Source organism: Tropicimonas sediminicola (assembly GCF_900188335.1).
Classification (GTDB): Bacteria; Pseudomonadota; Alphaproteobacteria; order Rhodobacterales; family Rhodobacteraceae; genus Tropicimonas; species Tropicimonas sediminicola.
Genome location: NZ_FZOY01000009.1, coordinates 126,595 through 147,683, shown reverse-complemented (window position 1 = coordinate 147,683; position 21,089 = coordinate 126,595). Strand labels below are relative to the sequence as shown.

22 protein-coding genes are annotated in these 21,089 nt (G+C 67.5%); 12 read left to right on the top strand and 10 right to left on the bottom strand.

The window, feature by feature from the left end:
• Nucleotides 1-2: 2 nt before the first annotated feature.
• The 3 genes from CHB86_RS20000 to CHB86_RS19990 are packed head-to-tail and all read left to right on the top strand — an operon-like array spanning nucleotide 3 to nucleotide 3,474.
• Nucleotides 3-1,253, top strand: a complete 1,251-nt coding sequence (locus CHB86_RS20000) for a diaminopropionate ammonia-lyase (RefSeq protein ID WP_089234879.1) — start codon at nucleotides 3-5, stop codon at nucleotides 1,251-1,253.
• Nucleotides 1,250-2,500 (top strand): Zn-dependent hydrolase, encoded by a 1,251-nt coding sequence (locus CHB86_RS19995; RefSeq protein WP_089234878.1) that lies wholly within the window; start codon nucleotides 1,250-1,252, stop codon nucleotides 2,498-2,500. Before CHB86_RS20000 ends, CHB86_RS19995 begins: the two co-directional genes overlap by 4 nt.
• Entirely contained in the window at nucleotides 2,497-3,474 is a 978-nt protein-coding gene (locus CHB86_RS19990; RefSeq protein WP_089234877.1) for an N-carbamoyl-D-amino-acid hydrolase, read from the top strand. Before CHB86_RS19995 ends, CHB86_RS19990 begins: the two co-directional genes overlap by 4 nt.
• A 45-nt stretch (nucleotides 3,475-3,519) precedes the next feature.
• Here the strand turns inward: CHB86_RS19990 and CHB86_RS19985 are convergent, their stop codons facing one another.
• Nucleotides 3,520-5,151 (bottom strand): FAD/NAD(P)-binding protein, encoded by a 1,632-nt coding sequence (locus CHB86_RS19985; RefSeq protein WP_176442949.1) that lies wholly within the window; start codon nucleotides 5,149-5,151, stop codon nucleotides 3,520-3,522.
• A 237-nt stretch (nucleotides 5,152-5,388) separates the two neighbouring features.
• Between CHB86_RS19985 and CHB86_RS19980 the strand changes: the two genes are divergently transcribed.
• Nucleotides 5,389-6,369 carry a zinc-binding dehydrogenase gene (locus CHB86_RS19980; protein ID WP_089234875.1) on the top strand — a complete coding sequence of 327 codons (981 nt, stop codon included), beginning with the start codon at nucleotides 5,389-5,391 and terminating at the stop codon, nucleotides 6,367-6,369.
• An 89-nt stretch (nucleotides 6,370-6,458) separates the two neighbouring features.
• On the opposite strand, the gene CHB86_RS19975 is transcribed toward CHB86_RS19980, so the two are convergent.
• Genes CHB86_RS19975 through CHB86_RS19945 form a run of 7 tightly spaced genes read right to left on the bottom strand, consistent with a single transcriptional unit; the run spans nucleotide 6,459 to nucleotide 12,842 of the window.
• Nucleotides 6,459-6,725: an amphi-Trp domain-containing protein gene (locus CHB86_RS19975; RefSeq protein ID WP_089234874.1), complete on the bottom strand. Its 267-nt coding sequence runs from the start codon at nucleotides 6,723-6,725 to the stop codon at nucleotides 6,459-6,461.
• The gene (locus CHB86_RS19970; RefSeq protein WP_089234941.1) at nucleotides 6,722-8,071 is read right to left on the bottom strand and encodes a metallophosphoesterase; all 1,350 of its coding nucleotides are present in this window, start codon (nucleotides 8,069-8,071) and stop codon (nucleotides 6,722-6,724) included. Before CHB86_RS19970 ends, CHB86_RS19975 begins: the two co-directional genes overlap by 4 nt.
• A 24-nt stretch (nucleotides 8,072-8,095) precedes the next feature.
• A complete protein-coding gene (locus CHB86_RS19965) occupies nucleotides 8,096-8,800 on the bottom strand; it encodes a histidine phosphatase family protein (RefSeq protein WP_089234873.1) in 705 nt (234 codons plus the stop codon).
• A gap of 3 nt (nucleotides 8,801-8,803) precedes the next feature.
• A complete protein-coding gene (locus CHB86_RS19960) occupies nucleotides 8,804-9,889 on the bottom strand; it encodes an HprK-related kinase B (protein WP_089234872.1) in 1,086 nt (361 codons plus the stop codon).
• Complete coding sequence (locus tag CHB86_RS19955; protein ID WP_089234871.1) at nucleotides 9,886-10,770, bottom strand: GAK system ATP-grasp enzyme; 885 nt, start codon at nucleotides 10,768-10,770, stop codon at nucleotides 9,886-9,888. Before CHB86_RS19955 ends, CHB86_RS19960 begins: the two co-directional genes overlap by 4 nt.
• Entirely contained in the window at nucleotides 10,763-12,400 is a 1,638-nt protein-coding gene (locus CHB86_RS19950; RefSeq protein WP_089234870.1) for a phosphotransferase, read from the bottom strand. Before CHB86_RS19950 ends, CHB86_RS19955 begins: the two co-directional genes overlap by 8 nt.
• Nucleotides 12,393-12,842: an NUDIX domain-containing protein gene (locus tag CHB86_RS19945; RefSeq protein WP_089234869.1), complete on the bottom strand. Its 450-nt coding sequence runs from the start codon at nucleotides 12,840-12,842 to the stop codon at nucleotides 12,393-12,395. Before CHB86_RS19945 ends, CHB86_RS19950 begins: the two co-directional genes overlap by 8 nt.
• Before the next feature lie 73 nt (nucleotides 12,843-12,915).
• Between CHB86_RS19945 and CHB86_RS19940 the strand changes: the two genes are divergently transcribed.
• Together CHB86_RS19940 and CHB86_RS19935 are read left to right on the top strand one after the other, a co-directional pair.
• Nucleotides 12,916-14,103, top strand: a complete 1,188-nt coding sequence (locus tag CHB86_RS19940; RefSeq protein WP_089234868.1) for a GAK system CofD-like protein — start codon at nucleotides 12,916-12,918, stop codon at nucleotides 14,101-14,103.
• 62 nt (nucleotides 14,104-14,165) lie between these two features.
• Nucleotides 14,166-15,113, top strand: coding sequence for an NUDIX domain-containing protein (locus CHB86_RS19935; protein ID WP_089234867.1), 948 nt, complete (start codon nucleotides 14,166-14,168; stop codon nucleotides 15,111-15,113).
• A 26-nt stretch (nucleotides 15,114-15,139) separates the two neighbouring features.
• On the opposite strand, the gene CHB86_RS19930 is transcribed toward CHB86_RS19935, so the two are convergent.
• A complete protein-coding gene (locus tag CHB86_RS19930) occupies nucleotides 15,140-16,246 on the bottom strand; it encodes an alkene reductase (RefSeq protein WP_089234866.1) in 1,107 nt (368 codons plus the stop codon).
• A 307-nt stretch (nucleotides 16,247-16,553) separates the two neighbouring features.
• Between CHB86_RS19930 and CHB86_RS19925 the strand changes: the two genes are divergently transcribed.
• The 6 genes from CHB86_RS19925 to CHB86_RS19905 all read left to right on the top strand — a co-directional run bounded on the left by CHB86_RS19925 (nucleotide 16,554) and on the right by CHB86_RS19905 (nucleotide 20,452).
• Nucleotides 16,554-16,976, top strand: a complete 423-nt coding sequence (locus CHB86_RS19925; protein ID WP_089234865.1) for a GlcG/HbpS family heme-binding protein — start codon at nucleotides 16,554-16,556, stop codon at nucleotides 16,974-16,976.
• 219 nt (nucleotides 16,977-17,195) lie between these two features.
• On the top strand, nucleotides 17,196-17,372 hold the full coding sequence (locus tag CHB86_RS24755) for a hypothetical protein (RefSeq protein ID WP_176442948.1): 177 nt from the start codon (nucleotides 17,196-17,198) through the stop codon (nucleotides 17,370-17,372).
• Between the two features lie 139 nt (nucleotides 17,373-17,511).
• Nucleotides 17,512-17,922: a Hint domain-containing protein gene (locus tag CHB86_RS19920; protein ID WP_176442947.1), complete on the top strand. Its 411-nt coding sequence runs from the start codon at nucleotides 17,512-17,514 to the stop codon at nucleotides 17,920-17,922.
• A 127-nt stretch (nucleotides 17,923-18,049) separates the two neighbouring features.
• Nucleotides 18,050-18,589 (top strand): CIA30 family protein, encoded by a 540-nt coding sequence (locus CHB86_RS19915; protein ID WP_245838208.1) that lies wholly within the window; start codon nucleotides 18,050-18,052, stop codon nucleotides 18,587-18,589.
• Nucleotides 18,590-18,737: 148 nt separating this feature from the next.
• Entirely contained in the window at nucleotides 18,738-19,940 is a 1,203-nt protein-coding gene (locus CHB86_RS19910; protein WP_089234939.1) for a lytic murein transglycosylase, read from the top strand.
• A gap of 107 nt (nucleotides 19,941-20,047) precedes the next feature.
• Entirely contained in the window at nucleotides 20,048-20,452 is a 405-nt protein-coding gene (locus tag CHB86_RS19905) for a c-type cytochrome (protein ID WP_089234938.1), read from the top strand.
• A gap of 24 nt (nucleotides 20,453-20,476) precedes the next feature.
• Here the strand turns inward: CHB86_RS19905 and CHB86_RS19900 are convergent, their stop codons facing one another.
• Nucleotides 20,477-21,013 carry a histidine phosphatase family protein gene (locus CHB86_RS19900; protein WP_089234863.1) on the bottom strand — a complete coding sequence of 179 codons (537 nt, stop codon included), beginning with the start codon at nucleotides 21,011-21,013 and terminating at the stop codon, nucleotides 20,477-20,479.
• Between the last annotated feature and the right edge of the window lie 76 nt (nucleotides 21,014-21,089).

Here is a 21,089-nt window from a genome sequence, read left to right as displayed (position 1 = left end):
AAATGCAGGACCCAATCAAGTACCCCAACACCCTCGGGCAGGACGCATCGACCGAGATCGTGTTCAACCGGCATTTCAATCAGGGCGCCGACTACAGCGACGAGCAGGCGGCCGTCCTGAACGATGCGGCCTTCGAAACCGCCCGCGCCACCATCTCCGCCTGGCCGGGCTACGCGACGACGCCGCTTCTTGGCTTGCCGGGGATCGCGGCGGAGGCGGGCGTCGCAGCGCTGCACTACAAGGACGAGGGCGGGCGCTTTGGCCTGGGAAGCTTCAAGGCGCTCGGCGGCGCCTATGCCGTGTTGCGCCTTTTGACCCGCGAGGTCGCCGCGCGGAAGGGGGTCGACGCGCCGCAGATCGAGGAGATCCTGGCCGGCGTCCATGACGACGTGATCTCGGCCATCACCGTCTGCTGCGCGACCGACGGCAACCATGGCCGCTCGGTGGCCTGGGGGGCGCGGACCTTTGGCTGCAAATGCGTGATCTTCATCCACGCCACGGTTTCGGACGGGCGCAAGTCCGCGATCGAGGCCTATGGAGCCGAGGTGCGGCGCTGCGCCGGGAATTACGACGATAGCGTGCGCGAGGCCGACGAGACGGCAAGGGCCGAGGGCTGGTTCGTTGTCTCCGACACCTCCTACCCCGGTTACACCGAGATCCCGAAGGACGTGATGCAGGGCTACGAGGTGATGGCCGCCGAGGCGGCGGAGCAGCTCGACGCAGCGCCGACCCATGTCTTCGTGCAGACCGGTGTCGGCGGCGTGGCCGCCGCGGTCGCGGCCCAGCTCCGCCGCCGCTACGGCGGGGCGCAGGTTCCGCGTGTTATCCTGGCCGATCCGGAGGACAGCGCCTGCTGGCTGGAGACGATCCGCAATGGCGAGCCGACCGCCGTCACCGGCGATCTCGACACGCTCATGGCCGGGCTGGCCTGTGGCGAGATATCTCTGCTGGCCTGGGACGTGCTGAAGCCGCTGTGTTTCGCCACGATCTCGGTGGCCGATGCCGATGCGGTCGCCTCCATGCGCCGGCTTGCGCAGCCGGTGGCCGGGGATCCGGCGGTCGTGGCCGGGGAATCCGCGGTGGCCGGTCTCGCGGCGTTTCTTGCCGCCGCAGGGAATGCCGAGGCGCGGGCGGCCCTCGGCCTCGACGCGGCATCGCGGGTCCTCGTCTTCGGGACCGAGGCCGACACCGACCCCGCGCTCTACGAGGAGCTTGTCGGGAAGAGCGCCGACGCGGTGAGGGCGGGCGCATGAGGATCGAGATCAACACGGAACGGCTGTTGGCGCGGATCGAGGCGCTCGGCCGGATCGGCGCGCTCCCCGGCGGCGGCTGCAAGCGGCTGGCCCTGAGCGCAGAGGACGCGGCGGGCCGCGCGCTGGTCAGCGGCTGGTTCCGCGACCTGGAACTGGACGTCTACACCGACGTGATCGGCAATTGCTGGGCCATCCGGCCCGGCCAGAAGGATCTGCCGCCCCTGGTCATGGGCTCGCACATAGACACGGTCGCGACTGGCGGGCTCTATGACGGGGTGCTCGGCGTGCTCGGCGGACTCGAGGTGATCGAGAGCGTCATCGACGCCGGCATAGAGACGGACCATCCTCTGGCGGTGGCCTTCTTTACCAACGAGGAGGGCGCGCGGTTCGCGCCGGACATGATGGGCTCCGGCGTCAGCCAGGGCGCGCTCGATCTCGAAGAGATGCTGGCGAAGGTCGGCATCGACGGGGTGAGCGTGGCCGATGCGCTCGAAGAGATCGGGGCGCGGGGCCGGGAGCCGGTGGGCGCGCTGGCGCCGTGCGCCTACCTGGAGTTGCACATCGAGCAGGGTCCGGTGCTGGAAGCCGAGGGCACCGAGATCGGCGTGGTCACCGGCGTCCAGGGCATCTCATGGACCGAGTTCGCCATCGCCGGCCGGTCCGCCCATGCGGGCACGACGCCGATGGCGCTGCGCCAGGATGCCGGGGCCGTGGCGGCCGGGATCGCGATGGAGGCCCGGGCGATCGCGCGGGACTTCGGCCCGCCGCAGGTGGCCACAGTTGGGCGGATGCGCTTTGCCCCGGATATCGTCAACGTGGTGCCGGAGGAGGCGGTGCTGACCGTCGATCTGCGCCACACTGACGAGGCAGTTCTGCAGGCCGCGGAAGCCCGCCTTGTCGCCGCCGCCGAGGCGTTGGCCGAGGCCGAAGGCTGCACGCTCTCCCGCCGCAGCCTTGCCCGCTTCGAGCCGGTGTCCTTCGACTCCGGTCTGGTCGATGAGATCGAGGAAGGCGCGAAGCGGCTCGGGCTCAGCCATCGGCGGATGCCGTCCGGGGCCGGCCATGATGCCCAGATGTTCGCGCCGACCTGCCCCGCCGCGATGATCTTCGTGCCGTCGCAGGACGGCATCAGCCACAACATTCACGAGTACACCGCTCCACATGACCTCGCCAACGGCGTCCGCCTGCTGGCCGAGGTGGCGCTTGCACGCGCCGGAGTGGTGCAGCCGGAAGGACAGACCGCATGAGCCGAACCCTTGTCGCCGCCACGGCCCAGCTTGGCCCAATCGCCCGCGAGGAACCGCGCTCCTCGGCCGTCAACCGGATGATCGCGTTGCTGGAAAAGGCCCATCGACGCGGCGCGGAACTGGTGGTCTTCCCCGAACTCGCGCTCACGACCTTCTTTCCGCGCTGGTATATCGAGGACGAAGCCGACCTCGACCGCTTCTTCGAAACCGAGATGCCGGGGCCCGAGACGACGCCGCTCTTCGAGGCTGCGCGGCGGCTTGGGGTGGGCTTCTACCTGGGCTATGCGGAACTGGTCCGCGAGGGCGGGGTGAAACGGCGGTTCAACACCTCGATCATCGTCGACCGGACCGGCGAGATTGTCGGCAAGTACCGCAAGGTGCACCTGCCGGGCCATTTCAACCCGGAGGAATGGCGCCCGTTCCAGCATCTGGAGAAGCGCTATTTCGAACATGGCGATCTGGGCTTCCCGGTGTTCGACGCCATGGGCGGCAAGCTCGGCATGTGCCTGTGTAACGACCGCCGCTGGCCCGAAACGTTCCGCGTTCTCGGCCTGCGTGGGGCAGAGCTGGTCATGCTGGGCTACAACACGCCGGTCCATTATCCGCAGGCGCCCGAGCACGACCACCTGCAGGATTTCCACAACCACCTGAGCATGCAGGCCGGCGCCTATGCCAACGGCTGCTGGGTGATAGGCACCGCAAAGGCCGGGCGCGAAGAGGGATGCGACCTGATCGGCGGCAGCTGCATCATCGCGCCCACGGGCGAGATCATTGCCCGCACCCAGGGTCTGGGCGACGAGATCGCGGTGGCGGAAATCGACCTCGACCGGTGCAGCGAGTTGCGCAAGAACGTGTTCAACTTCGCCCTGCACCGGGAGCCGGGCGATTACGGACCGATCTGCGACGGTGCCGAGGAGCGCGCAGAGGCTCGCGCGCGGATCACCGAAGAGAGCCGGTTCACGGCTCGGCGCTGAGCGAATGAAGGGTGCCGATGGCGTCGCGCTGGGGGTGAGGATCTCTCAGCCGAGACGCCGCAGCACGCCTTGTGCCCAACGCCTGGAGGCCTCGCCAAAGCAGTCGTGCAGGGAATCCACCGCGATGACGCTCCCGAGCGCCAGTCGCCCGAGCAGGCACAGCCCGTCGCGCACCGATCCGTCGCGTCCGATCGCCTGACCCTCGGGGTTGATCGACGCCGCGAGATCGTCCCCGGCCGCGGTGAGGTGCCCCTTGGACACAAGGTCCGATATGAGCGGGTCCTTGACGGCCGCGAGATCCGGCGACGGCAGGACCGCGTCGATCATCACCGAGACCTCGGTGCGCCGCCCCTTGCTCTCGAGCCTCCACCCAGCGTCGCACATCTCGATTTCCGGATCGGTGGCGAGGTCCAGGTCTGCCAGTCCCGCCTCGACCAGCGCCGCCATCTCGCGCGCGGAGGACACCGGCGGGCCGTAGGAGTACCGTTTCAGCCCCTCGTCGAACCCGATCAGAAGGCGCGCCGTTTCGGGCGATGTCTGCGCGGGATTGAAACCCGCCCGGATCTGGTCCTGCCATTTGCGCCAGACCTGTCCGACGACGTAACCAATGGTCGGTGGCTCCGCCCCTTCGGCAAGCGCAATGCCATGATGCAGCATGTCGAGTGATCCGCGGGTCTCCTGCGTGCCGGGGGCGTTCCATTCGGTCTGCAGCCAGTCGGCGACGTGGCATGCCTCTTTGGTCGCTCCGGTCTCCGCCAGGATGCGCGCGACGACCGGCGCCAGCGCCTCGGTGACGCGCTGCCTTGCGCTGTCCGGCGCCGCTTCGGCGGCCTCCGCGATGGCCATCGAGAACGCCAGCGTTTCGGCCTCCAGCGGGGTGAATCGCGCATCGAGCGCCTCGGTCTCCGGCTTGGGGAAGGGCGGCTTGCCGTCGAGTGAGAAGGGTACGATCCGCGCGGGTTCGCGTCCGGACGGGATGTATCGCCCATCGCGGAACACGCCGCCCTGTGCGGTGGTCAGGCAGCGCAGCACGTCATAGGCCGAGAGACCCATGCCGCGAATGCCCACCGTCTTTCCGTTCCAGCCTCCCGCCGCCTCGATCAGCCGTGTCGCCGGATAGGCTTGGTGCACCTCGGCCATCGAATGCGCGGCGTGGTCCTGCCAGCCGGCCCATTGCTGGTCTGGTGTGACCGCCGGCTGGCCCGGTGTCAGCAGGACCTCGTCGTAGGGCGCCGGCCGCGCGCCTTTCGCCTGCACTCGCCAGCCATCGGGCGCGCGGGTGAGCCCTTCCACGGGCTCCGGAATCAGTGTGATGGAGAGGGCCTCGTGCGCCAGAAGTTCCCCCAGCCGGATCTGAAGGTAGCGGCCAAGGTCCGCCCGGGTGGGGAAGGTGTCGGGCTCGGCGTCCTGTGCGAGCCAGTCCGCGAAGTCACCGCAGCGGGAATAGCCGGGTGGGCGGATGGCGATATCCCGGATCGGGATGTTCAGGAGGCAGAGCGGGCTTTCGTCCGGCGCGAAGTTGGGCCCCGCGCCGGGCGCCGGGAACGGGTCGAAGACATCGACCCGGATCGGGCCGATTCCCGCGGGGCAGCCTTCAGCCAGGGCTTCCAGCGCGCCGAGCCCCCGAGGCCCGAGGCCGATCACCGCAATCCGTGCCGTGTCACCAAACCTGTTCAATGTCGCGTCCCTCTCCTGCGTATTGCCCGTCCGACGATGTGAGGCTCTTCCACCCGCTGACCAAGGCAACGCCTTGAGAACGGGTTTTGTTCAAAGGCCGGTCGAGACCCGTGCGGGGCGATCTGTTACGTTTGGTCAAGCCTTCGATGGGGTGCTCGGCCCTGCCCGCATACCTACATGACGATCAGCTCCGCTGTCCTCCCGGCGGAAAAGGCCAGATTTGAAAGGAACTTACCCGTGAAAGCTGCAGTCCACGATACTTTCGGTGATCCCGCCGAAGTCCTTGTCGCCCGTGACGTCGACACGCCGAAACCCGGTGCGGGCGAGGTGCTTGTTCGAATGAAGCTCTCGCCGATCCACAACCACGACCTTTGGACGGTGCGCGGCAACTACGGCTACAAACCCGAGCTGCCCGGCGCCATCGGCGGGACCGAGGCGCTCGGCGCCGTCGAGGCGGTGGGCGAGGGCGTCGATGCCGCGATGGTCGGAAAGCGGGTTGCCGTCGCCGGCGTGCATGGCACCTGGGCGGAGTTCTTCACGGCGCCGGCCGGAACCATCCTGCCCTTGCCGGACGCCATTCCGGATTCCGCGGGCGCTCAGCTGATCGCCATGCCGTTCTCGGCGTTGTCGCTGCTCGAGACGTTGCGGGCGAAGGAGGGCGACTGGATCGTCCAGACGGCGGCCAACGGCGCGGTGGGCAAGATCATGGTCTCGCTCGCGAAGGCCCGGGGCATTCACCTGCTGAACCTGGTGCGCCGGCCCGAGGCGGCGGAGGAGCTCCGGCAGATCGGGGCTGAGAACGTCCTGTCGACCTCGGAGCCGGACTGGCTGGACCGCGCGCGCGAACTGGTTGGTGCGGATGGAGCCGCTTCGGCAATCGACTCGGTGGGCGGCGAGACGGCGGGCGATCTCGTCGAACTTCTGGGCGAGGATGGCGAGCTGGTCGTCTTTGGCACGGCCACCGGCGCTCCGATGCCGCTGTCTTCGGGCGCGCTGATCATGAAGCACATCACGGTCAAGGGCTTCTGGGGCGCGCGTGTCAGCCGAGAGATGGATCCGCAGATGCGCGTACGGTTGATCGGCGAACTCGTGACCCTTGCCGCAAGCGGCAAGATCGCGCTGGACGACGGTGGGCATTTCGCGATCGAGGACATTGCCGATGCCGTGAAGGCGGCGCTGACGCCCGGGCGCGGCGGCAAGATCATGATCCGTCCGTAACCAGTTCAAGCCCCCCTTCGGCTCCTTGCCGGAGGGCGTGCGATGCAGGGCCTTTCTCATCGGCCGCGTGATCCGTCCGTCCCGAGGGGTCAGGAGACCTTCGGCGCAGGGCGGTCGGCCTGCGCATCCGGCTCGTCGCTCCAGGTGATCCGGATGTCGAGCCGGCAATTGCCGCCGTTGCGGTTTCCGCGAAGCCGCAGCGTAAGCAGTCCGTCGGGCTCCAGCACGATCTCGTTCTCGTCGTCGCTCAGGGTCAGCTGCCCCTTGCCGATGCCCTTGGTGACGGCCTCCAGGAGCGCCTTGATCGTCTTGCGGGATTGCAGCGACTCGTGCCGGAATTCGCCGTCGTTCTTCATGAGGTGCCGTGCTTCCAGAGTATCCCCGAGGGGTTGAACAGTTTCGCGCGCGGGTAGTCGGCGCTTAGCCCGACCACGTCGCCGCTGGGAAACACCAAGGTTGCACCTGCACCGAGGCCGGGCAACCCCTCGCGCCTCCGAGAGGCGCTGTCGAGCGTCACGTCGCCCTCCAGATGCAGCAGCCCGCCGTGGGCCAGCAGGCGCTGGCCGGCGTGATTGTTGACATGCCCATGCACGACCATCTTGATCCCGGCACGGTGCAGCGCGGCGACGCCTGCCTGGCTCAGCGGGTGGTCGCTCGGGCGATATTTCGTGCGCGCAAGGTTCGCCACCGAGCCGAAGTAGAAGGCGAGTGGGTGGTCATTCAGTTCCCGCCGGTAGCGGGCGTTCACGGCTGCCGTGCCGTTCCGGGAGACGAGATTGCAGATCTCGTCATCGATCCCGGCGTGGACGAACAGCAGCGAGCCGATCCGGCAGGCGGCATCCATCCTGGCATAGAACCAGCCATAGGGACCGGCGGGCTCCAGAAAGAGCTTCCGGCAATGAAGCCCCGCCGCCACGACCTGGCGGGTGGTCAGGCCGGCGCGCGCGAGGTCGGTGTCGAACGCGCGCCGCTTGTCGCGCAGCCGCCTCACTTCCCGGGCGATCGCGTGCCCGGACAGGTAACGCGCGGCTTCGCGCGGGAAGAGCTCGAACCAGTCGTCGGCGGGCACCAGCATCTGCCGGCAGGTATCTTCGTCCGGTACGCCGATCAAACCTTGCCCGTGGCGCAGGAAACGGTCCCACACCTCGCGCAGGAGGGGCAGGAGCTTCCGGCCCATCCGCAGAAACAGGTAATCGGTCAGCGGAGAGCGCGGCCCGGTCAGGCCGGTGATCGCGAGCCGCAGCCGCAGGTCGTGGTTGCCTGCGAGCAGCCGCGTGTCGGGCCGGGCCTCCAGCAGCGCGCCGAGGGCGTCGAGCATGTCGAGATTGCTCGGCCCCTTGTCGAGACAGTCTCCGCCGATGACGATTTGGCAGGTCTCGCCGAAAGCGGTGAGCGTGAAGTCCCGCGGACCGCCGCCGGTGCGGCGCAGGGCACCGGCGGCCGCAAGCGAGCGCAGGAAGCCGTCGTGGTCGGCATGGGTGTCGGAGACGAAGACGACCGGGGTCTCGGGCCATTGCCAATGGCCATGGGCGCTGGCAGCCTTGAGGCTGGTGATCACGTCGCCAAGCGCCCTGTCCGTGCCCGCGCCGGAATGCGGGGCGGAGACGCGCCAGGGCTCGGTCTCTCGCGGAAGGTGGGCGAGTTCCCGATGGTCGTCGAAGACGGGGGGCAGCGGGGAGGTCGGTACCCTGTCCGAATGCATGATCACCGCGCGCAAACTCCGCTTCTAGTCCGTGGCTATCTCCCCTCCGCGGCGCTGCTTCCAGTGGCCTCCGGAGTGAGCCCAACTACCATCCTGATTGTAACACAGCCGTAACGGTCGCGCGTGATACATGCTGAGTTTCGGGATGTCCGATCGCCGCAGCACGCCCAGGTTCCGGGCGGCATGTCGAAACGAGGCGCCGTGGCCGAAAATGAGCGTCAGAAGCGGGGCGTGCCCGTTGGTGCTGGCGGTCTCGACGATGTGCCTGAGATAGCCGGCCACCCGCGTCCCCGCCATCGTCATGCTCTCGGCGCCCTGGAGCGGAAGGCGGTAGTCGCTGTCGGATTTCCAGCCGGGCGGGGGCGTGTCAAAGCGTGGGTCCTCGGCCAGTACGGCCTCGATCTCTTCGAGGGTCAGGTTGGCGGCGCTGCCCACGGAGCGTTCGGAAAGCGCCGGGCTCTGATGGATCTCGGTGATTTCGAACCCGCGCTCCAACAGCACGTCCGACGCGATCCGAGCCGTCTGCCAGGCTCGGAGCTGGCAGGAGGAATGCACCACGGAATCGAGCCGGAAGGCCGAACCTTCCAGAAGCTGCGCGATCTCGGTGCCGCAGTCGCGCGCCTGCTGCGCGCCCTCGTTTGTCAGCGGGTAAGGCTGCAGTGCGCTAGGCGCGCCGGCGCGCTGGTGGTAGGCGCCGTGACGGATCAGGGCGAGGTGATGATCGGCCATCCCCTAGCCCCCGAACAGCGCGCGGCCGGCGTCGAAGACCGCCTCGAAATCGATCCGGCCGGTCACCTCGAAGACCTCGACGCCCTCCAGCGCGGCGAGATAGCCGGCGGGCTCGGGATGCTCGCTGTCCGTCAGGAAAGCGCCATTTGGCTTCTGGTAGAACGGCCCCGGGCTTTTCATGATCGCCGACAGCAGGTCGGGGCGCTCCGCGAGCCGAACCGGGCGCACCTCCGTCGGTGTCGTGCCGTCGCGGGACCAGTTCAGCACCCAGAAATGGGTGAGCGCCGCTTCGAATTGCACGCGGCCCTCGCCATAGACACGGGAGATCGACAGGTCGTGCTTGTCCTCGAGCTTCCAGAGGTCCTCTGGCGCCATCGCGGCAAGGTCCGCTCGCCGGTCTGCGTCCAGCATCGGCGCGAGGCGCGAGTTGTGCAGGATGGTGCCCGGGTTGATCCGCGGCAGCTTTGGGATGCCGAGCGCGTCGGGCGGCGTGCCCGCGCGCACCAGAAGCCGGTCGTTGCTGACATAGGCCACGCCGTCCAGATCCATCAGCCGCAGCACGGTCGTGGACTTGCCGCCGCCGGACAGCCCTGCAATGGCGAGAGTCCGGTTGCCATCGGTCAGGGCGGCGGCGTGGCAGATCTCCCATCCCTGCCGTTGACAGGCGTTCAGGAACTGCGTGTTGACGAAGTTGATCACCTGGTTGGGGTGGGCGGCGCAGGGACCGAAGGCGATTGCCCGGTCGGCGGATTGCAGGAAGGTGACGCCGGTGCGCACCTTGTGCACCAGCCGCCCGTCGCGAAGGTCGAAGATCGCGTCCTTGCGCCCGGTCTTGCCGGGTTCCCGCGCCCAGTCGATCCAATCCGGCTGAGGATCGAGCGACTGGCCGTCGAGCACCTCGATCACGGTGTCCACGAGGCCGGGGCCTGCCAGCGCATCCTCGAAATAGGCGTGCAATTCCGTCCGGAGCGGGTCCACGCAATCCAGCCGCGCCCGCAGGGGACCGACCTGCAGGAAGATCGGCTCCGCACCCTTTATCGGCGCGGTGTCGAGACGGTCCAGCACGTCCTGCGTGGTCCGAAGGCTCATGCGGACACCCGCGCGAGGACGTGCTCCACCAGCATCGCGGCGGCATCGAGGCCGCAGCCTTCCTTGACGCCTCGAAAGCCGCCGAATGCCGAGACCTCGAAGACGATCGGCCCGATCTGGGTCAGGGCGACGTCGACGGTCGTGAAGTCGAGGCCGAAGGGTGCCTGTGCGCGGCGGGCGAGTTCGATAAGCGCGTCGTCGGGCTCGAAGGGCGCGTATTTCCCGCCAGAATGGATCGTTGTGTTCCACGTGTCGCCCTGTTTAACCCGGGCATAGGTGCAGACATAGGCCCCGCCGAGAAACACTATCCCGAGGTCCTGTCCCGAGAGGTCCATCTTCTGCTGGATGTACATCACCGGATGCTCGGCGGCAAAGGCGGCGATCCGGTCCGGGGCGGTGGGGTCGTCGCCGTCGATCAGTGTCATGCCGCGCGCCTTGGTAGAGTAGAGCGGCTTGAACACCGCCGCGCCGAATTCCCGAGCCGCCTGAAGGGCGGCGTCCCGGTCCTCGGTGATCCGGGTTGCGGGCATCGGCACCTCGGCGGCGGCAAGCGAGACGGTGCAGGCCAGCCGGTCGATGAGCCGCAGCACCGATTCCGGGCGACTGAAGATCTTCACCCCGCGCGCCTCGGCGAAGCGCAGCATCTCCAGCCGGTCCAGCACGTGGGGGCTGTAGATCTCGGAGATCTTCTTGATGATCAGCCCGTCGAGCTGGCAGAGGTCGATACCGTCATGGAGCAGCGCCCCGCTGGCCAGGTCGAGCGTCACGCGCCCCATGTCGATGACAAGCCGGAAGCCCGTCTTCGCCTCGACCGCATCCGCGAGGGCCTCGGTCGACCACTTTCCCGGGATGCCGACGACCCCGATCCTTGGTTCAGTCACTGAACAGCTCCCTGATGGGCAGTTTGAAACGGTCGACACGGTTCGCCGGACAGGCAAGCGCCAGCTCGAGCAGGAAACGCGACCGCAGGAACATGCGTCGCGCATGCGCCGTGTCGTAAATGAAGCGTGTCGAGGTGGCAAAGGACCGGGCCAGCCCGAGCGCGAGGCGGTATTCGAAGGTCCCGTCCTTCTGGCTGCGGGCGAATTTCGCCGACATCGCGTAGAAATCACAGGTCACGTCGGCGATGCGCCGGCGGATTGGGCCGTCCTGCACCTGCAGGCGGTAGTTCGAGACCATGAAGACCGAGACATCCTGCACGTAGTCCATGTAGCGCGAGCGGTGCAGGTCGATGAACCGGATCTTCCGCTCGACGGGGTCGTAGATCACGTTGTCGAGGTTGAAATCGCCGTGGATGTAGACGGAGAAGGGCGCGGGAAGGGATCTTTCCCGCCTATCCGCCCGGGCGACAAGATCGTCATACCCTTCGATGTCGAGGCCGCCGATCCGTTTTTCCGCCGGGCCGAATTCCGGATGGATCCGGCGCACGTCCTTCATTCGGGTGGAAAGCTGGCGCATCGAGGCCATCTCGGCAGGCTCGTCCGTGCGGGTGCTTTTCCAGATGTCGCGCAGGGTCTTCGACAGCGCCTTCTGGGCGTCCCGCAGCAGGGCTTCGCTCTCGTTCAGCAGGATGCGTTCGAAGGTGTGGCCCGGCAGGTGCTCGATCAGCAGCGCGGCCGAGCCGCCGCGTTTCTCGTAGGAGAGGATCTTGGGCGCGAGCCCGGGATAGATCGAATGCCAGCTCTTCATGCCCGCGCGTTCCTCGCGGACCTTCCGAAGCTCGCCGTCCTTGAACACCGCGTCGATCGCGCCGCCACGATCCTCGCGCGAGCGCACCGCCGAGATCGCGCTGCCGGAGCGGGTCTCGGCGATCGGTTCGAGCTCGAGATCCTCGTTGCCGCCGTTGCCGTCCGACAGGATGCTGCGGAGGGTGAAGTAGCGTTCGAACTGCACCGACTGGCCGATGCTGGCCGACAGGATCGCCTCGCTCACGCCCTGCAGCGCATCACCCATGCGGCGGATCTCGTTCGCGGCGAGCAGGCTGTTGGAGAGGTCCTCGGTGTGCTTGGACTTGCGCATGTCGCGCGTGTAGGTGCGGAACAGCCGGTCGTAGAGATCGTCCAGCCGGGCCTTGGTCTGGCCGATCCGGATCGCCTCGGCGCTGTCGCTTTCGAGGATCGCGGGCAGGATCAGCTTCACCGCCGCGCGCACGCGCTTGATGACCTTGGGATAGGCCTCCGGCCGCAGCAGTTCCTTCAGGCGGACGTCCTCGGCGTGGATCAGGCTGCGCCGGGCGAGGCGGCTGATCAGGTCGAGGTTCCGGCCCACCATGTCCATGTTCTGGAGCAGGAGCCGCTGGGTGTCGGTGACCTTTTTCGCAGACAGTCCGCGCTGGCTGGCGTTGTGTACCCGCGAGCGCAGGTTGTCGGCATAGCCCGCCCGCTGGATCACCTTTTGCGCCGCCCCGGTCTCGGGGGCCTCGAAATAGGCCTGGAGGCCGGCGAGTTGCCCGTCGAGCTCGGCACAGAGGAAGTGCAGGTTTTCCTCGATCGCACGCGGCAGCCTAGCCATCGAACGCCCCGAGGTAGACGGGGGCGTCACCCGACGCGAGATGCAGCGCGAAGGCCGGGCGGAACCGGTCTGCGTGGTCGAGGGGCGATGCCCAGATCGTGTCGATCTGCGACGGGTCTGGATGGTGGCCAACGCGCGGCGTGTAATCCGGCCCCACCTCGCAGGCAAAGAGCATCTCGACCTGGTGGCGCGTTCCGAGGTCCTTCGGCTTGAACACCTCGGCCACGTGCAGTAGCCGGCCGACGATGACGTCGGCGCCGACTTCCTCGAGACATTCCCGCGCGAGGCTGGACTGCATGGTCTCTCCCGGCTCCTGCTTGCCGCCGGGCAATGTCAGGTATTCCGGCGCACCTTGCTTTATCTTCACCTGGACCAGCAGCTTCCCCTCCCTGAAGATCACGGCCCGTACGGTCGGGCGTATGGGGGCGAGAAAGCTGGCCATCGGCGTATTCAATCGAGCATATGCAGTGTATGGGACAAGTTCGTGACAGTACCTGCCAGTGAGAGAGGCCAAGGTGTCAGACCTCAACATATCCCGCAACGCGGAAATCCCCGACGCGCTGCGGATTGCCCGGGCGAAAGCCTCGCCGAACCTGGGCCCCCGGCTGCTGTTCTTTTCCGGAGGTTCCGCGCTCAACGGCATTTCGCGCCGCCTGAAGGCCTATACCCACAATTCGGCCCACCTGATCACGCCGTTCGACAGCGGCGGGTCCAGCCAGATCCTGCGGCTCGCTTTCGACATGCCGGCAGTGGGCGACTTGCGCAGCCGGTTGATGGCGCTGGCCGACGAGTCCGACCTGGGCCAGCCCGACATCTTCGCGCTGTTCAATCACCGTTTGCCGGCGGAGGCCTCGCGCGACGAACTCGAGGCCGAGTTCCGCGCGCTTCTCGACGGCAGCCACAAGCTCATGCGCGACGTTTTCCAGCCGATGCGCAGCCTGATCCTGCGGCCGCTGCATGCCTTTGCGCAGGACATGCCGGACGGGTTCGACCTGCGGCACGCCAGCATCGGCAACCTGATCCTTGCCGGGGGCTACCTGACGAACGAGCGGGCGCTGGAGCCGGTCCTGTTCCTGATGTCGAAGATGGTGGCGGTGCAGGGCACCGTGCGTGCGATCGTCGACGAGAACCTGCAGATCGGCGCGGAGCTCGCCGATGGCTCCCACATCGTCGGGCAGCGCAACCTCACCGGCAAGGAGACGGCGCCGCTGAGCCAGTCCATCCGGCGCGTCTACCTGTCCGACGGGGAGCGGGAGATCGATCCGCGGAAGGTTCGCCTGCCGAAGCGCAACCGCCGCCTGATCGAGAGCGCCGACCTGATCTGCTACCCGCCGGGCAGCCTGTTCACCAGCGTCATCGCGAACCTTCTGCCGCAGCGGGTCGGCACCTCCATCGCGGCCCGGTCCGTACCGAAGGTCTACGTGCCGAGCCTCGGGACCGACCCGGAATGCGTCGGCCTCGATCTCTCGGGGCAGGTCGCGGCATTGCTCTCGGCCCTGCGCCGGGATGCGGGAGAGGATTGCCCGACCGGCAAGCTCCTCTCGCTCGTGCTCTACGATGCGCGCAGCGTCGAGCCGAAGGCAATCCGAGACGTCGCGGCCGATCACGCCGTCACCTGTGTGCCCGCGGACCTCGCCAGCGCTGACCGGCCGGACCGATACGACCCGGATCGCCTGTGCGACGCGTTGGTCTCGCTGACCTGATCTGACCGGGCGCGAACGGATGTAGGCTTCATGGACAAGCGACACGAAGACCGGAGGCCACCATGACCCGAGACCTGCTCCTGCTGAGATCCGGCAAGGCCGCCAGGGGATGGGACGGGCCGAAGCGCAAGCGCCCGCTCAGGGATGCCGGCAAGCGGCAGGTCCAGCGTATCGGCGTCTGGCTGGCGGAGCACGACCTCGTCCCGGCCCGGGTCGTCACCGCCACCACGGAACGGGCGGTGGTCTCGGCGCAGAAGGCGCTCAAGGCCGGGGGGATGGGGGCGCAGGGCATCCGGCGTGACCGCCGCCTTGACGGCGCCAAGCCAGCCGGTGCGCTCGACGCGCTGCGAGACTTCGGCGCAGAGGGCGGGTTGGGGATGCTGGTCCTGGACCGGAAGATGGCGGAAAGCCTGCTGGGCCATCTCCTGCCGGTCGCGGCGACAGACCTTGGGACGGGGTGTATGGCGCACCTTCGCCTTCCGGATGACTGGTCGGCCCTTGCCCCGGGCGCCGCGTCGCTGGTGGATCTGGTCCGGCCCGAGGATCTGCCCGAGAAATTCCTGTTCGACGGGCCTGATGGCCGCGAGTGGCGCGACCGCCCCGCATACTACTACCGGCAGTCTGCGGTTCTTCCCTATCGCCAGGGGGAGAAAGGGCCGGAGTTGCTTCTGATCCGGTCGAGCAAGCGAAACCACTGGGTCGTGCCGAAGGGCATCCACGACCCGGGATACTCGGCGCAAGACTCCGCCGCGCACGAAGCCGAGGAGGAGGCGGGCATCCTTGGCGAGGTCGCCGCGGAACCGCTGGGACGCTACGAGGTCGCCAAGTGGGGCGCGACCTGCACCGTCACCGTCTATCCGATGAAGGTGACCCGGGTGCTAGGCGAGGACCGATGGAAGGAGCGCCACCGCACACGCATCTGGGCCTCTCCCGAACAGGCCGTGGCGCGGCTGAGGGACGATGGGCTGCGGGCGCTGGTGGCGGCCTTTGCCTCGGCATCCCGTCGCTGACGTCCGGCCTGCCTGCGGGTGCAGATTCAGGTCGTTCCCAGCCGGGGATAGTCGGTGTAGCCCTCTGCGCCGGGCGTGTAGAACGTCGGCCGGTTATAGGGCGTAAGCCCGGCGCCAAGCCTGAGCCGTTCGGGGAGGTCCGGGTTGGAGATGAAATACCGCCCGAACGCGATGGCGTCGGCCACTCCCTCGGCGATCATGGCGCGGGCGCTCTCACCGTTGAAGTTGCCCGCGGCAACCAACGCGCCGTTCCAGATCGGACGATACAGACGCGCGGCCGACGGCACGTCCTGATGATCCACATCCTTCTGGCCGGCCCCGCTGGCGCGAGGCTCGATCAGGTGCAGATAGGCAAGGCCGAGCCTGTCCAGCTCGCCGATCAGATGAGCATAAAGCGGGAAGGGATCGTCCTCGCCACTGTCATTCGCAATACCGAAGGGCGACAGGCGGATGCCGACACGTGCGGCGCCCACGGCGCTTGCGATGGCCCGGGCGATCTCGATGACAATCCTGCACCGCGCTTCGATCGAGCCGCCGTATGCGTCGGTCCGGCGATTGCTGCGGGACTGGAGGAACTGCTCGAGGAGGTAGCCATTGGCGGCATGGATCTCGACGCCGTCAAAGCCGGCTGCAACGGCGCTGCGGGCCGCCGAGACATAGGTCTCGATCAGCGCGGGAATGTCCGCTGTTTCGATCTGCCGCGGCATGGGGCAGGGCTCGCGCCGCCGGTCCGGAAGCACGACATCCACGTCTGCGCGGACCGGGGAGGGCGCGAAGGGCGCGCCACCGTCCGGCTGGTAGGACGGGTGCGAAAGCCGTCCCATGTGCCAGAGTTGCATGACCCCGATGCCGCCCCTGGCGTGAATTGCCTCGGCCACCCGACGCCATCCGTCCACCTGCTCGGGGGTGTAGATGCCGGGCGTGTCCGGAGCGCCTCGCGCGGATTGCGAAATCAGGGTCGCTTCCGTGATGATCATGCCGCCTGGGTTCGCCCGCTGGGAATAGTACTCAACCATCATGTCCGTGGGGGCATAGGCGGGAGCGACGGCGCGCATCCGGGTGAGCGGTGCCATGATCACCCGGTGACCCAGGCTGAGATCGCCCATGTCCAGCGTCGAGAAGAGATCCGTCATCGTATCAGTCGCCTTTCAAGCTGGCCGGTGGGATTGCTTCTCGCAGACGCTATGCCCTGCAAACCGGCATCGCAAGCGTCGCGCCGGACGGGGGCGGACACAGGCAGAGCGGCCCCGGAACCATCATCCCGGTAGAACCGGGGCCCGGCATGCATTAATGGTGGCCATGGACCGCTCAGTGGGGCAGACCACTGGAGCCTATCCAGTCCCCGAGCACGACCGAACCGCTTTCGCATGGCGCGCGCCGCCGTGCGAGACCGTATGACGAAACCGGCCTGCGGGCCGGCATGAGGAGGAAGAAGGTACAATGCGAACAATCAGAAGCCTGGACGTGGAAGACGCCCGCATTCTCATCGCGGGGGCGCGCGAGAAGGCAGAAGAGATCGGCGTGCCGATGTGCATCGCCATCACCGATGAAGCCGGCAACCTGCTGGCCTTCGAGCGGATGACCGGCGGAAAGGTGACCTCGATCACCATCGCCATCGACAAGAGCTACACCGCGTCGGGTGCGAAGAAGGCGACCCATGAATACGGCGCCGCCAGCCAGCCGGGCGCGCCCGCTTACGGGATCGCCTCGGCAATCGGCGGGCGCCTGATGGTGGTCGGGGGCGGTCTGCCTGTGATGGACGGTGGCGATGTCGTGGGTGGCATCGGTGTCAGTTCGGGAACGCCCGCACAGGACATGGAGGTCGCACAGGCCGGCATCGACCGGCTGATGTCTCGGGCGTAAGCCCCGGCCATGGGCGCGACCCGGGCCGTTTGACAGGCACTCGGCCCTTTTAACGCGATCCGGGAAACAGTTTGGCGCGCTGCAGGATATCGTAAGGTAAACTGCAGCGTTCCTGCACCAATTGTTATGGTGAACGTTGCGTCACGATCTGTTTTGGTTAATTCAAGGCGAGCCAATTCCTGTTTGTCTGCCAGTGTTCGTTTTGTGAGGGTTCTGTACATGTACGAGTTTGTCCCGTTGATCGTTATGGTTGCGTTTTTCGCCGCCCTGATCGTTCCCGACCGCAGCCTGCGCGCCGATGCCCGGGCCGTGTTCGACGCCACCATCTCTATGATCCTGCCTACCTGCGCAGCCCGCCGCCTTCTTGGCGGGCGTGGCTCCACGGCAGAGGCGTGAGCCAGCCATGGCCGGGCTTTTCGAGAGACATTCACTGGGCCGCCAAAGGCCGGCGCGCGCTCCGTCTTCCTCCGGGCGAACTGGGCAGCCGGCGGGTGAGAGCGCCTATCGCAAGCTGCAGGGGATTGCCGGACCGACTTTGGTCGAGACCTCCTTCGGCATGGTTCCGGCGCACCTGATCCGCAAGGGAGATCCGGTGCACGTGGGCAAGGGGCGTTTCAAGCCCGTCCGGGCCGTGCGGACCTACAGTTTCGACGAGGACTTCCTCGAGGCGCAGCCCGAGGCGCGGCCTGTCGAGGTGGCGAGCGCCGCCTCGCATCTCCGGTCCGCTCCGAGAAAGCTTCAACTTGCGCCCGGCCAGCCGGTGCTCGTGGCCGGTGCGCGTTCGAGGGACGCGGTCCGCGTGGTGCCCGCCATCGACATCGGGAAATACGCCGAGGCGACCCCTGACTCCACCGGACCGCTCACTTACGTGCGACTGATCTTCGATACGGAGGAATTCGTCCCGATCGAGGGCGTCGGCCTGAAATGCGCGGGCCCGGACGCCTAGCCGTTCTCCGACCTTCTGACCTGACATCGCTGGCCCATTCAACTGTGGCGGGTGCCTTTGGCGCCCGCCATGTTACATTCCGGATCATGCTGGCCCGGAGCGCCGGGTCCTTGTGGAGGTTCGCGAGGTGCGCGAAGCGGCGGAAGTGATCGACGATCTGCGGGCCGAGCCTCCGGTCGCGGCGGTTGGGACCCGCTGGTCGCTGGTCTCCGACCGCGTCATGGGAGGCGTCTCCTCCGGTGCGATGTCGCGGGAGCGGATCGCCGGTCGGGACGCGATCCGCCTCCAGGGAGCCGTCAGCCTCGAGAACAACGGCGGCTTCCTGCAACTCGCGCTCGATCTCGCGAGCGACGGCGAGGCGGTGGATGCGCGCCGCTGGACCGGGCTGCGGCTCGACGTGTTCGGCAATGACCAGGACTACAACCTGCACCTCCGTACGTCGGACATCCGTCGCCCGTGGGAATCCTTCCGTCACGCCTTCCGCGCCACGCCCGACTGGACGACGGTCTTACTGCCTTTCGCGGAATTCACTCCGCACCGCACGGATCAACCGCTCAGGCTGGAACGGCTGCGCAGGATCGGCGTGGTCGCCATCGGGCGAGCCTTCGAGGCCGACGTCGCCATTGCGGATATCCGGTTCTACGGCGGCGGTCGGCCGGAAGCATGACCGCCCGAAGATGCCGGGTTGCATCGGTGCGGGCGGCTGCGATGGTGGGGGCAACAGGACAATCCCAGGGCCATGCACGATGCCGATTGCCAGAGAAATGACGCCTCGATCCAGTGCCATCCGCCGGCTGTTGCTGGCCGCTCTCCTGATGGCAGCCGAGCCCGGTATGGCCCAGGACCGTGCGCAGGTCGCACAGCAATACCGCACGTGGCTCGAGCAGACGGTGTGGCCGCGGGCCAGCGCGAAGGGCGTCAGCCGAAGCACATTCGAAGCGGCATTCGACGGTGTGAAACTGAACTGGGACTTGCCGGACCTCGTCCCGCCCGGATCGAAGCCGGCGACGCCCAAGCGACAGCGGCAAGCGGAGTTCGGCTTGCCCGGACGTTACTTCAGCCGCGGCGCGATCGATGGGGCGACGTCGGTCGGCAGGGACATGGCCCGTCGCCATGCCGCCACGCTGGCGGCCGTCGAGAAACGCACCGGGGTTCCGGGGCGGATCATCCTCGCTGTCTGGGGGCGCGAGAGCGGGTACGGTCGTGTGGACATCCCGCACGATGCCTTCGAGGTGCTTGGCACGAAGGGCTTCATGAGCACCCGGGCGGGGTATTTCACCGACGAGCTGATCGCCGCGCTGGTCATCGCCGAGGCAGGCCACGTCTCGGCCCGCTCGATGAAGAGCAGCTGGGCCGGCGCGCTTGGCCAGCCGCAGTTCATGCCGTCGAGTTTTCTCGGTTACGCCGCCGACGGCGACGGCGATGGGCGCGCGGATATCTGGGGGTCCGAGGCCGATACCATCGCGTCGATCGGAACCTACCTCGCGCGCCACGGCTGGGATGCCGGCCGGGACTGGGGATTCGAGGTCGTCGTGCCGCCCTCCGTCTCCTGCACGCTGGAGGGCCCGGACCAGGGGCGCCCGATCAGGGACTGGGAGAGCATGGGAATCGCGCGGGTTTCCGGGCGTCCGTTTCCCGAGGCCGAACGCGGGGCAGAGGGGTTCCTGCTGATGCCGGCCGGGCGCAACGGGCCGGCCTTCGTCGTGACACCGAACTTCTACGTTCTGAAGGATTACAACATGAGCGATCTCTACGCGCTCTTCGTCGGTCATGTCGGGGACCGCATTCAGTACGGGATGGGGGATTTTGCCGGCCGCTGGGGCGAGGTCGGCGGTCTCTACCGGTCGGACGTGGCCGAGATGCAGCGCGCGCTGGAGGCGCAGGGCCATGATGTCGGCGGCGTGGACGGGCTGCCGGGGTTCAAGACACGCCGTTCGATCGGTCGGTGGCAGGAGGCGTCGGGGCGTCCGGCGACCTGTTTCCCGGAGGCGCGAATGAAGGACAGCCTCCGCCCTTGAACGAGCCATGCAATCCCCGGTCGTTGCCTGTGCGCCGGTTGCTGCGAAGGTTCGGGAGATCGGGTATGATCGCCAGCGGGCGTACCGGGACATGGGAGGTGGATCGGATGCGGAAGCGATTGATCGTTGCGGCTCTGCTGGCCGCGGGCGGGGTCTCGGCCCAGGAGCCGGACCCGGAACTCGGGCGGGACATCTACATGTCCTATTGCGCGCAATGCCACGGCTTCGACGCGCAGGGCGTGGGTCCGATGGCGGAGATCCTCTCCGTGGTCACGCCGGATTTGACGGGCCTTGCCGCGCGGAACGGGGGCGCCTTTCCGACCGACACGGTGGCGATGAAGATCGACGGGCGGACGCCGCTCTTGGCGCATGGCGGGGACATGCCGCTCTTCGGGCAGTTCTTCGACGTGGGTGAGAGCGTGCTTGTCCGCCTGCCGAGCGGCCAGTCGATGATGATGAGCCTGACCCTCGCCAACGTGGTGGCCTATCTCGAGACGCTGCAGGCGCAGTGACCGGTCCCGGCGGTCGTCCGGCGGTTACGGGTCGATCAGAACGCTGCCTGTCACGTCCACACCGTCGTCGGTCACCTGTATCGCGAGGATCTCCCCCGACCGGGTGCCGCGCCCGGTCAGCGCCGAAATGTTGACCTGGTGGGAAACGAGCAGGATACGCCCGTCGGATTGCGCGATCAGGTCAAGTGCCTCTCGCGTCTGACGCTCTCGTGTCGAGAAATCCTGGAAGAAGGAATTCAGGACGGGTGCATCGGAGACGGAGCCGACATCGAGAAGTTCGGCCGTTTCCCGCGTCCGGCACCATTGGCTCGTGAGAACCCGGTCGAAGGTGATGCCACGCTCGCGCAACGCCGCTCCGATCTTCCGCGCCTGCTCGCGCCCGCGCTCGTCGAGGTTTCGCTGGGTCGAGCAATCCCCAAGGGTGAAGGCCGCCGGATCGCCGGTGCCCGGCGCGAGGGCGTGGCGCATGACGGCAATGGCGCCCGGCTCGGTCAGGGCATCCCAATCGTCGGCGCTTGCCATCGATGCAAATACGCAAAGGGCGATGACGAGATACTTCATCTTCAGTCCTGCTGGTAAGGTCCTTGCGGCCACATTGACGGCGAGATTGTCATGTCCTCGCCGGCCCTTGCGGCCG

Excerpts from the sequence above, each read along its gene's own strand:
- CHB86_RS20000 (WP_089234879.1), top strand. The coding sequence starts at position 3 with ATGCAGGACCCAATCAAGTACCCCAACACCCTCGGGCAGGACGCATCG.
- CHB86_RS19995 (WP_089234878.1), top strand. The coding sequence starts at position 1,250 with ATGAGGATCGAGATCAACACGGAACGGCTGTTGGCGCGGATCGAGGCG.
- CHB86_RS19990 (WP_089234877.1), top strand. The coding sequence starts at position 2,497 with ATGAGCCGAACCCTTGTCGCCGCCACGGCCCAGCTTGGCCCAATCGCC.
- CHB86_RS19975 (WP_089234874.1), bottom strand. The coding sequence starts at position 6,725 with ATGAAGAACGACGGCGAATTCCGGCACGAGTCGCTGCAATCCCGCAAG.
- CHB86_RS19970 (WP_089234941.1), bottom strand. The coding sequence starts at position 8,071 with ATGCATTCGGACAGGGTACCGACCTCCCCGCTGCCCCCCGTCTTCGAC.
- CHB86_RS19965 (WP_089234873.1), bottom strand. The coding sequence starts at position 8,800 with ATGGCCGATCATCACCTCGCCCTGATCCGTCACGGCGCCTACCACCAG.
- CHB86_RS19960 (WP_089234872.1), bottom strand. The coding sequence starts at position 9,889 with ATGAGCCTTCGGACCACGCAGGACGTGCTGGACCGTCTCGACACCGCG.
- CHB86_RS19950 (WP_089234870.1), bottom strand. The coding sequence starts at position 12,400 with ATGGCTAGGCTGCCGCGTGCGATCGAGGAAAACCTGCACTTCCTCTGT.
- CHB86_RS19945 (WP_089234869.1), bottom strand. The coding sequence starts at position 12,842 with ATGGCCAGCTTTCTCGCCCCCATACGCCCGACCGTACGGGCCGTGATC.
- CHB86_RS19935 (WP_089234867.1), top strand. The coding sequence starts at position 14,166 with ATGACCCGAGACCTGCTCCTGCTGAGATCCGGCAAGGCCGCCAGGGGA.
- CHB86_RS19930 (WP_089234866.1), bottom strand. The coding sequence starts at position 16,246 with ATGACGGATCTCTTCTCGACGCTGGACATGGGCGATCTCAGCCTGGGT.
- CHB86_RS19925 (WP_089234865.1), top strand. The coding sequence starts at position 16,554 with ATGCGAACAATCAGAAGCCTGGACGTGGAAGACGCCCGCATTCTCATC.
- CHB86_RS24755 (WP_176442948.1), top strand. The coding sequence starts at position 17,196 with ATGTACGAGTTTGTCCCGTTGATCGTTATGGTTGCGTTTTTCGCCGCC.
- CHB86_RS19910 (WP_089234939.1), top strand. The coding sequence starts at position 18,738 with ATGGCAGCCGAGCCCGGTATGGCCCAGGACCGTGCGCAGGTCGCACAG.
- CHB86_RS19905 (WP_089234938.1), top strand. The coding sequence starts at position 20,048 with ATGCGGAAGCGATTGATCGTTGCGGCTCTGCTGGCCGCGGGCGGGGTC.
- CHB86_RS19900 (WP_089234863.1), bottom strand. The coding sequence starts at position 21,013 with ATGAAGTATCTCGTCATCGCCCTTTGCGTATTTGCATCGATGGCAAGC.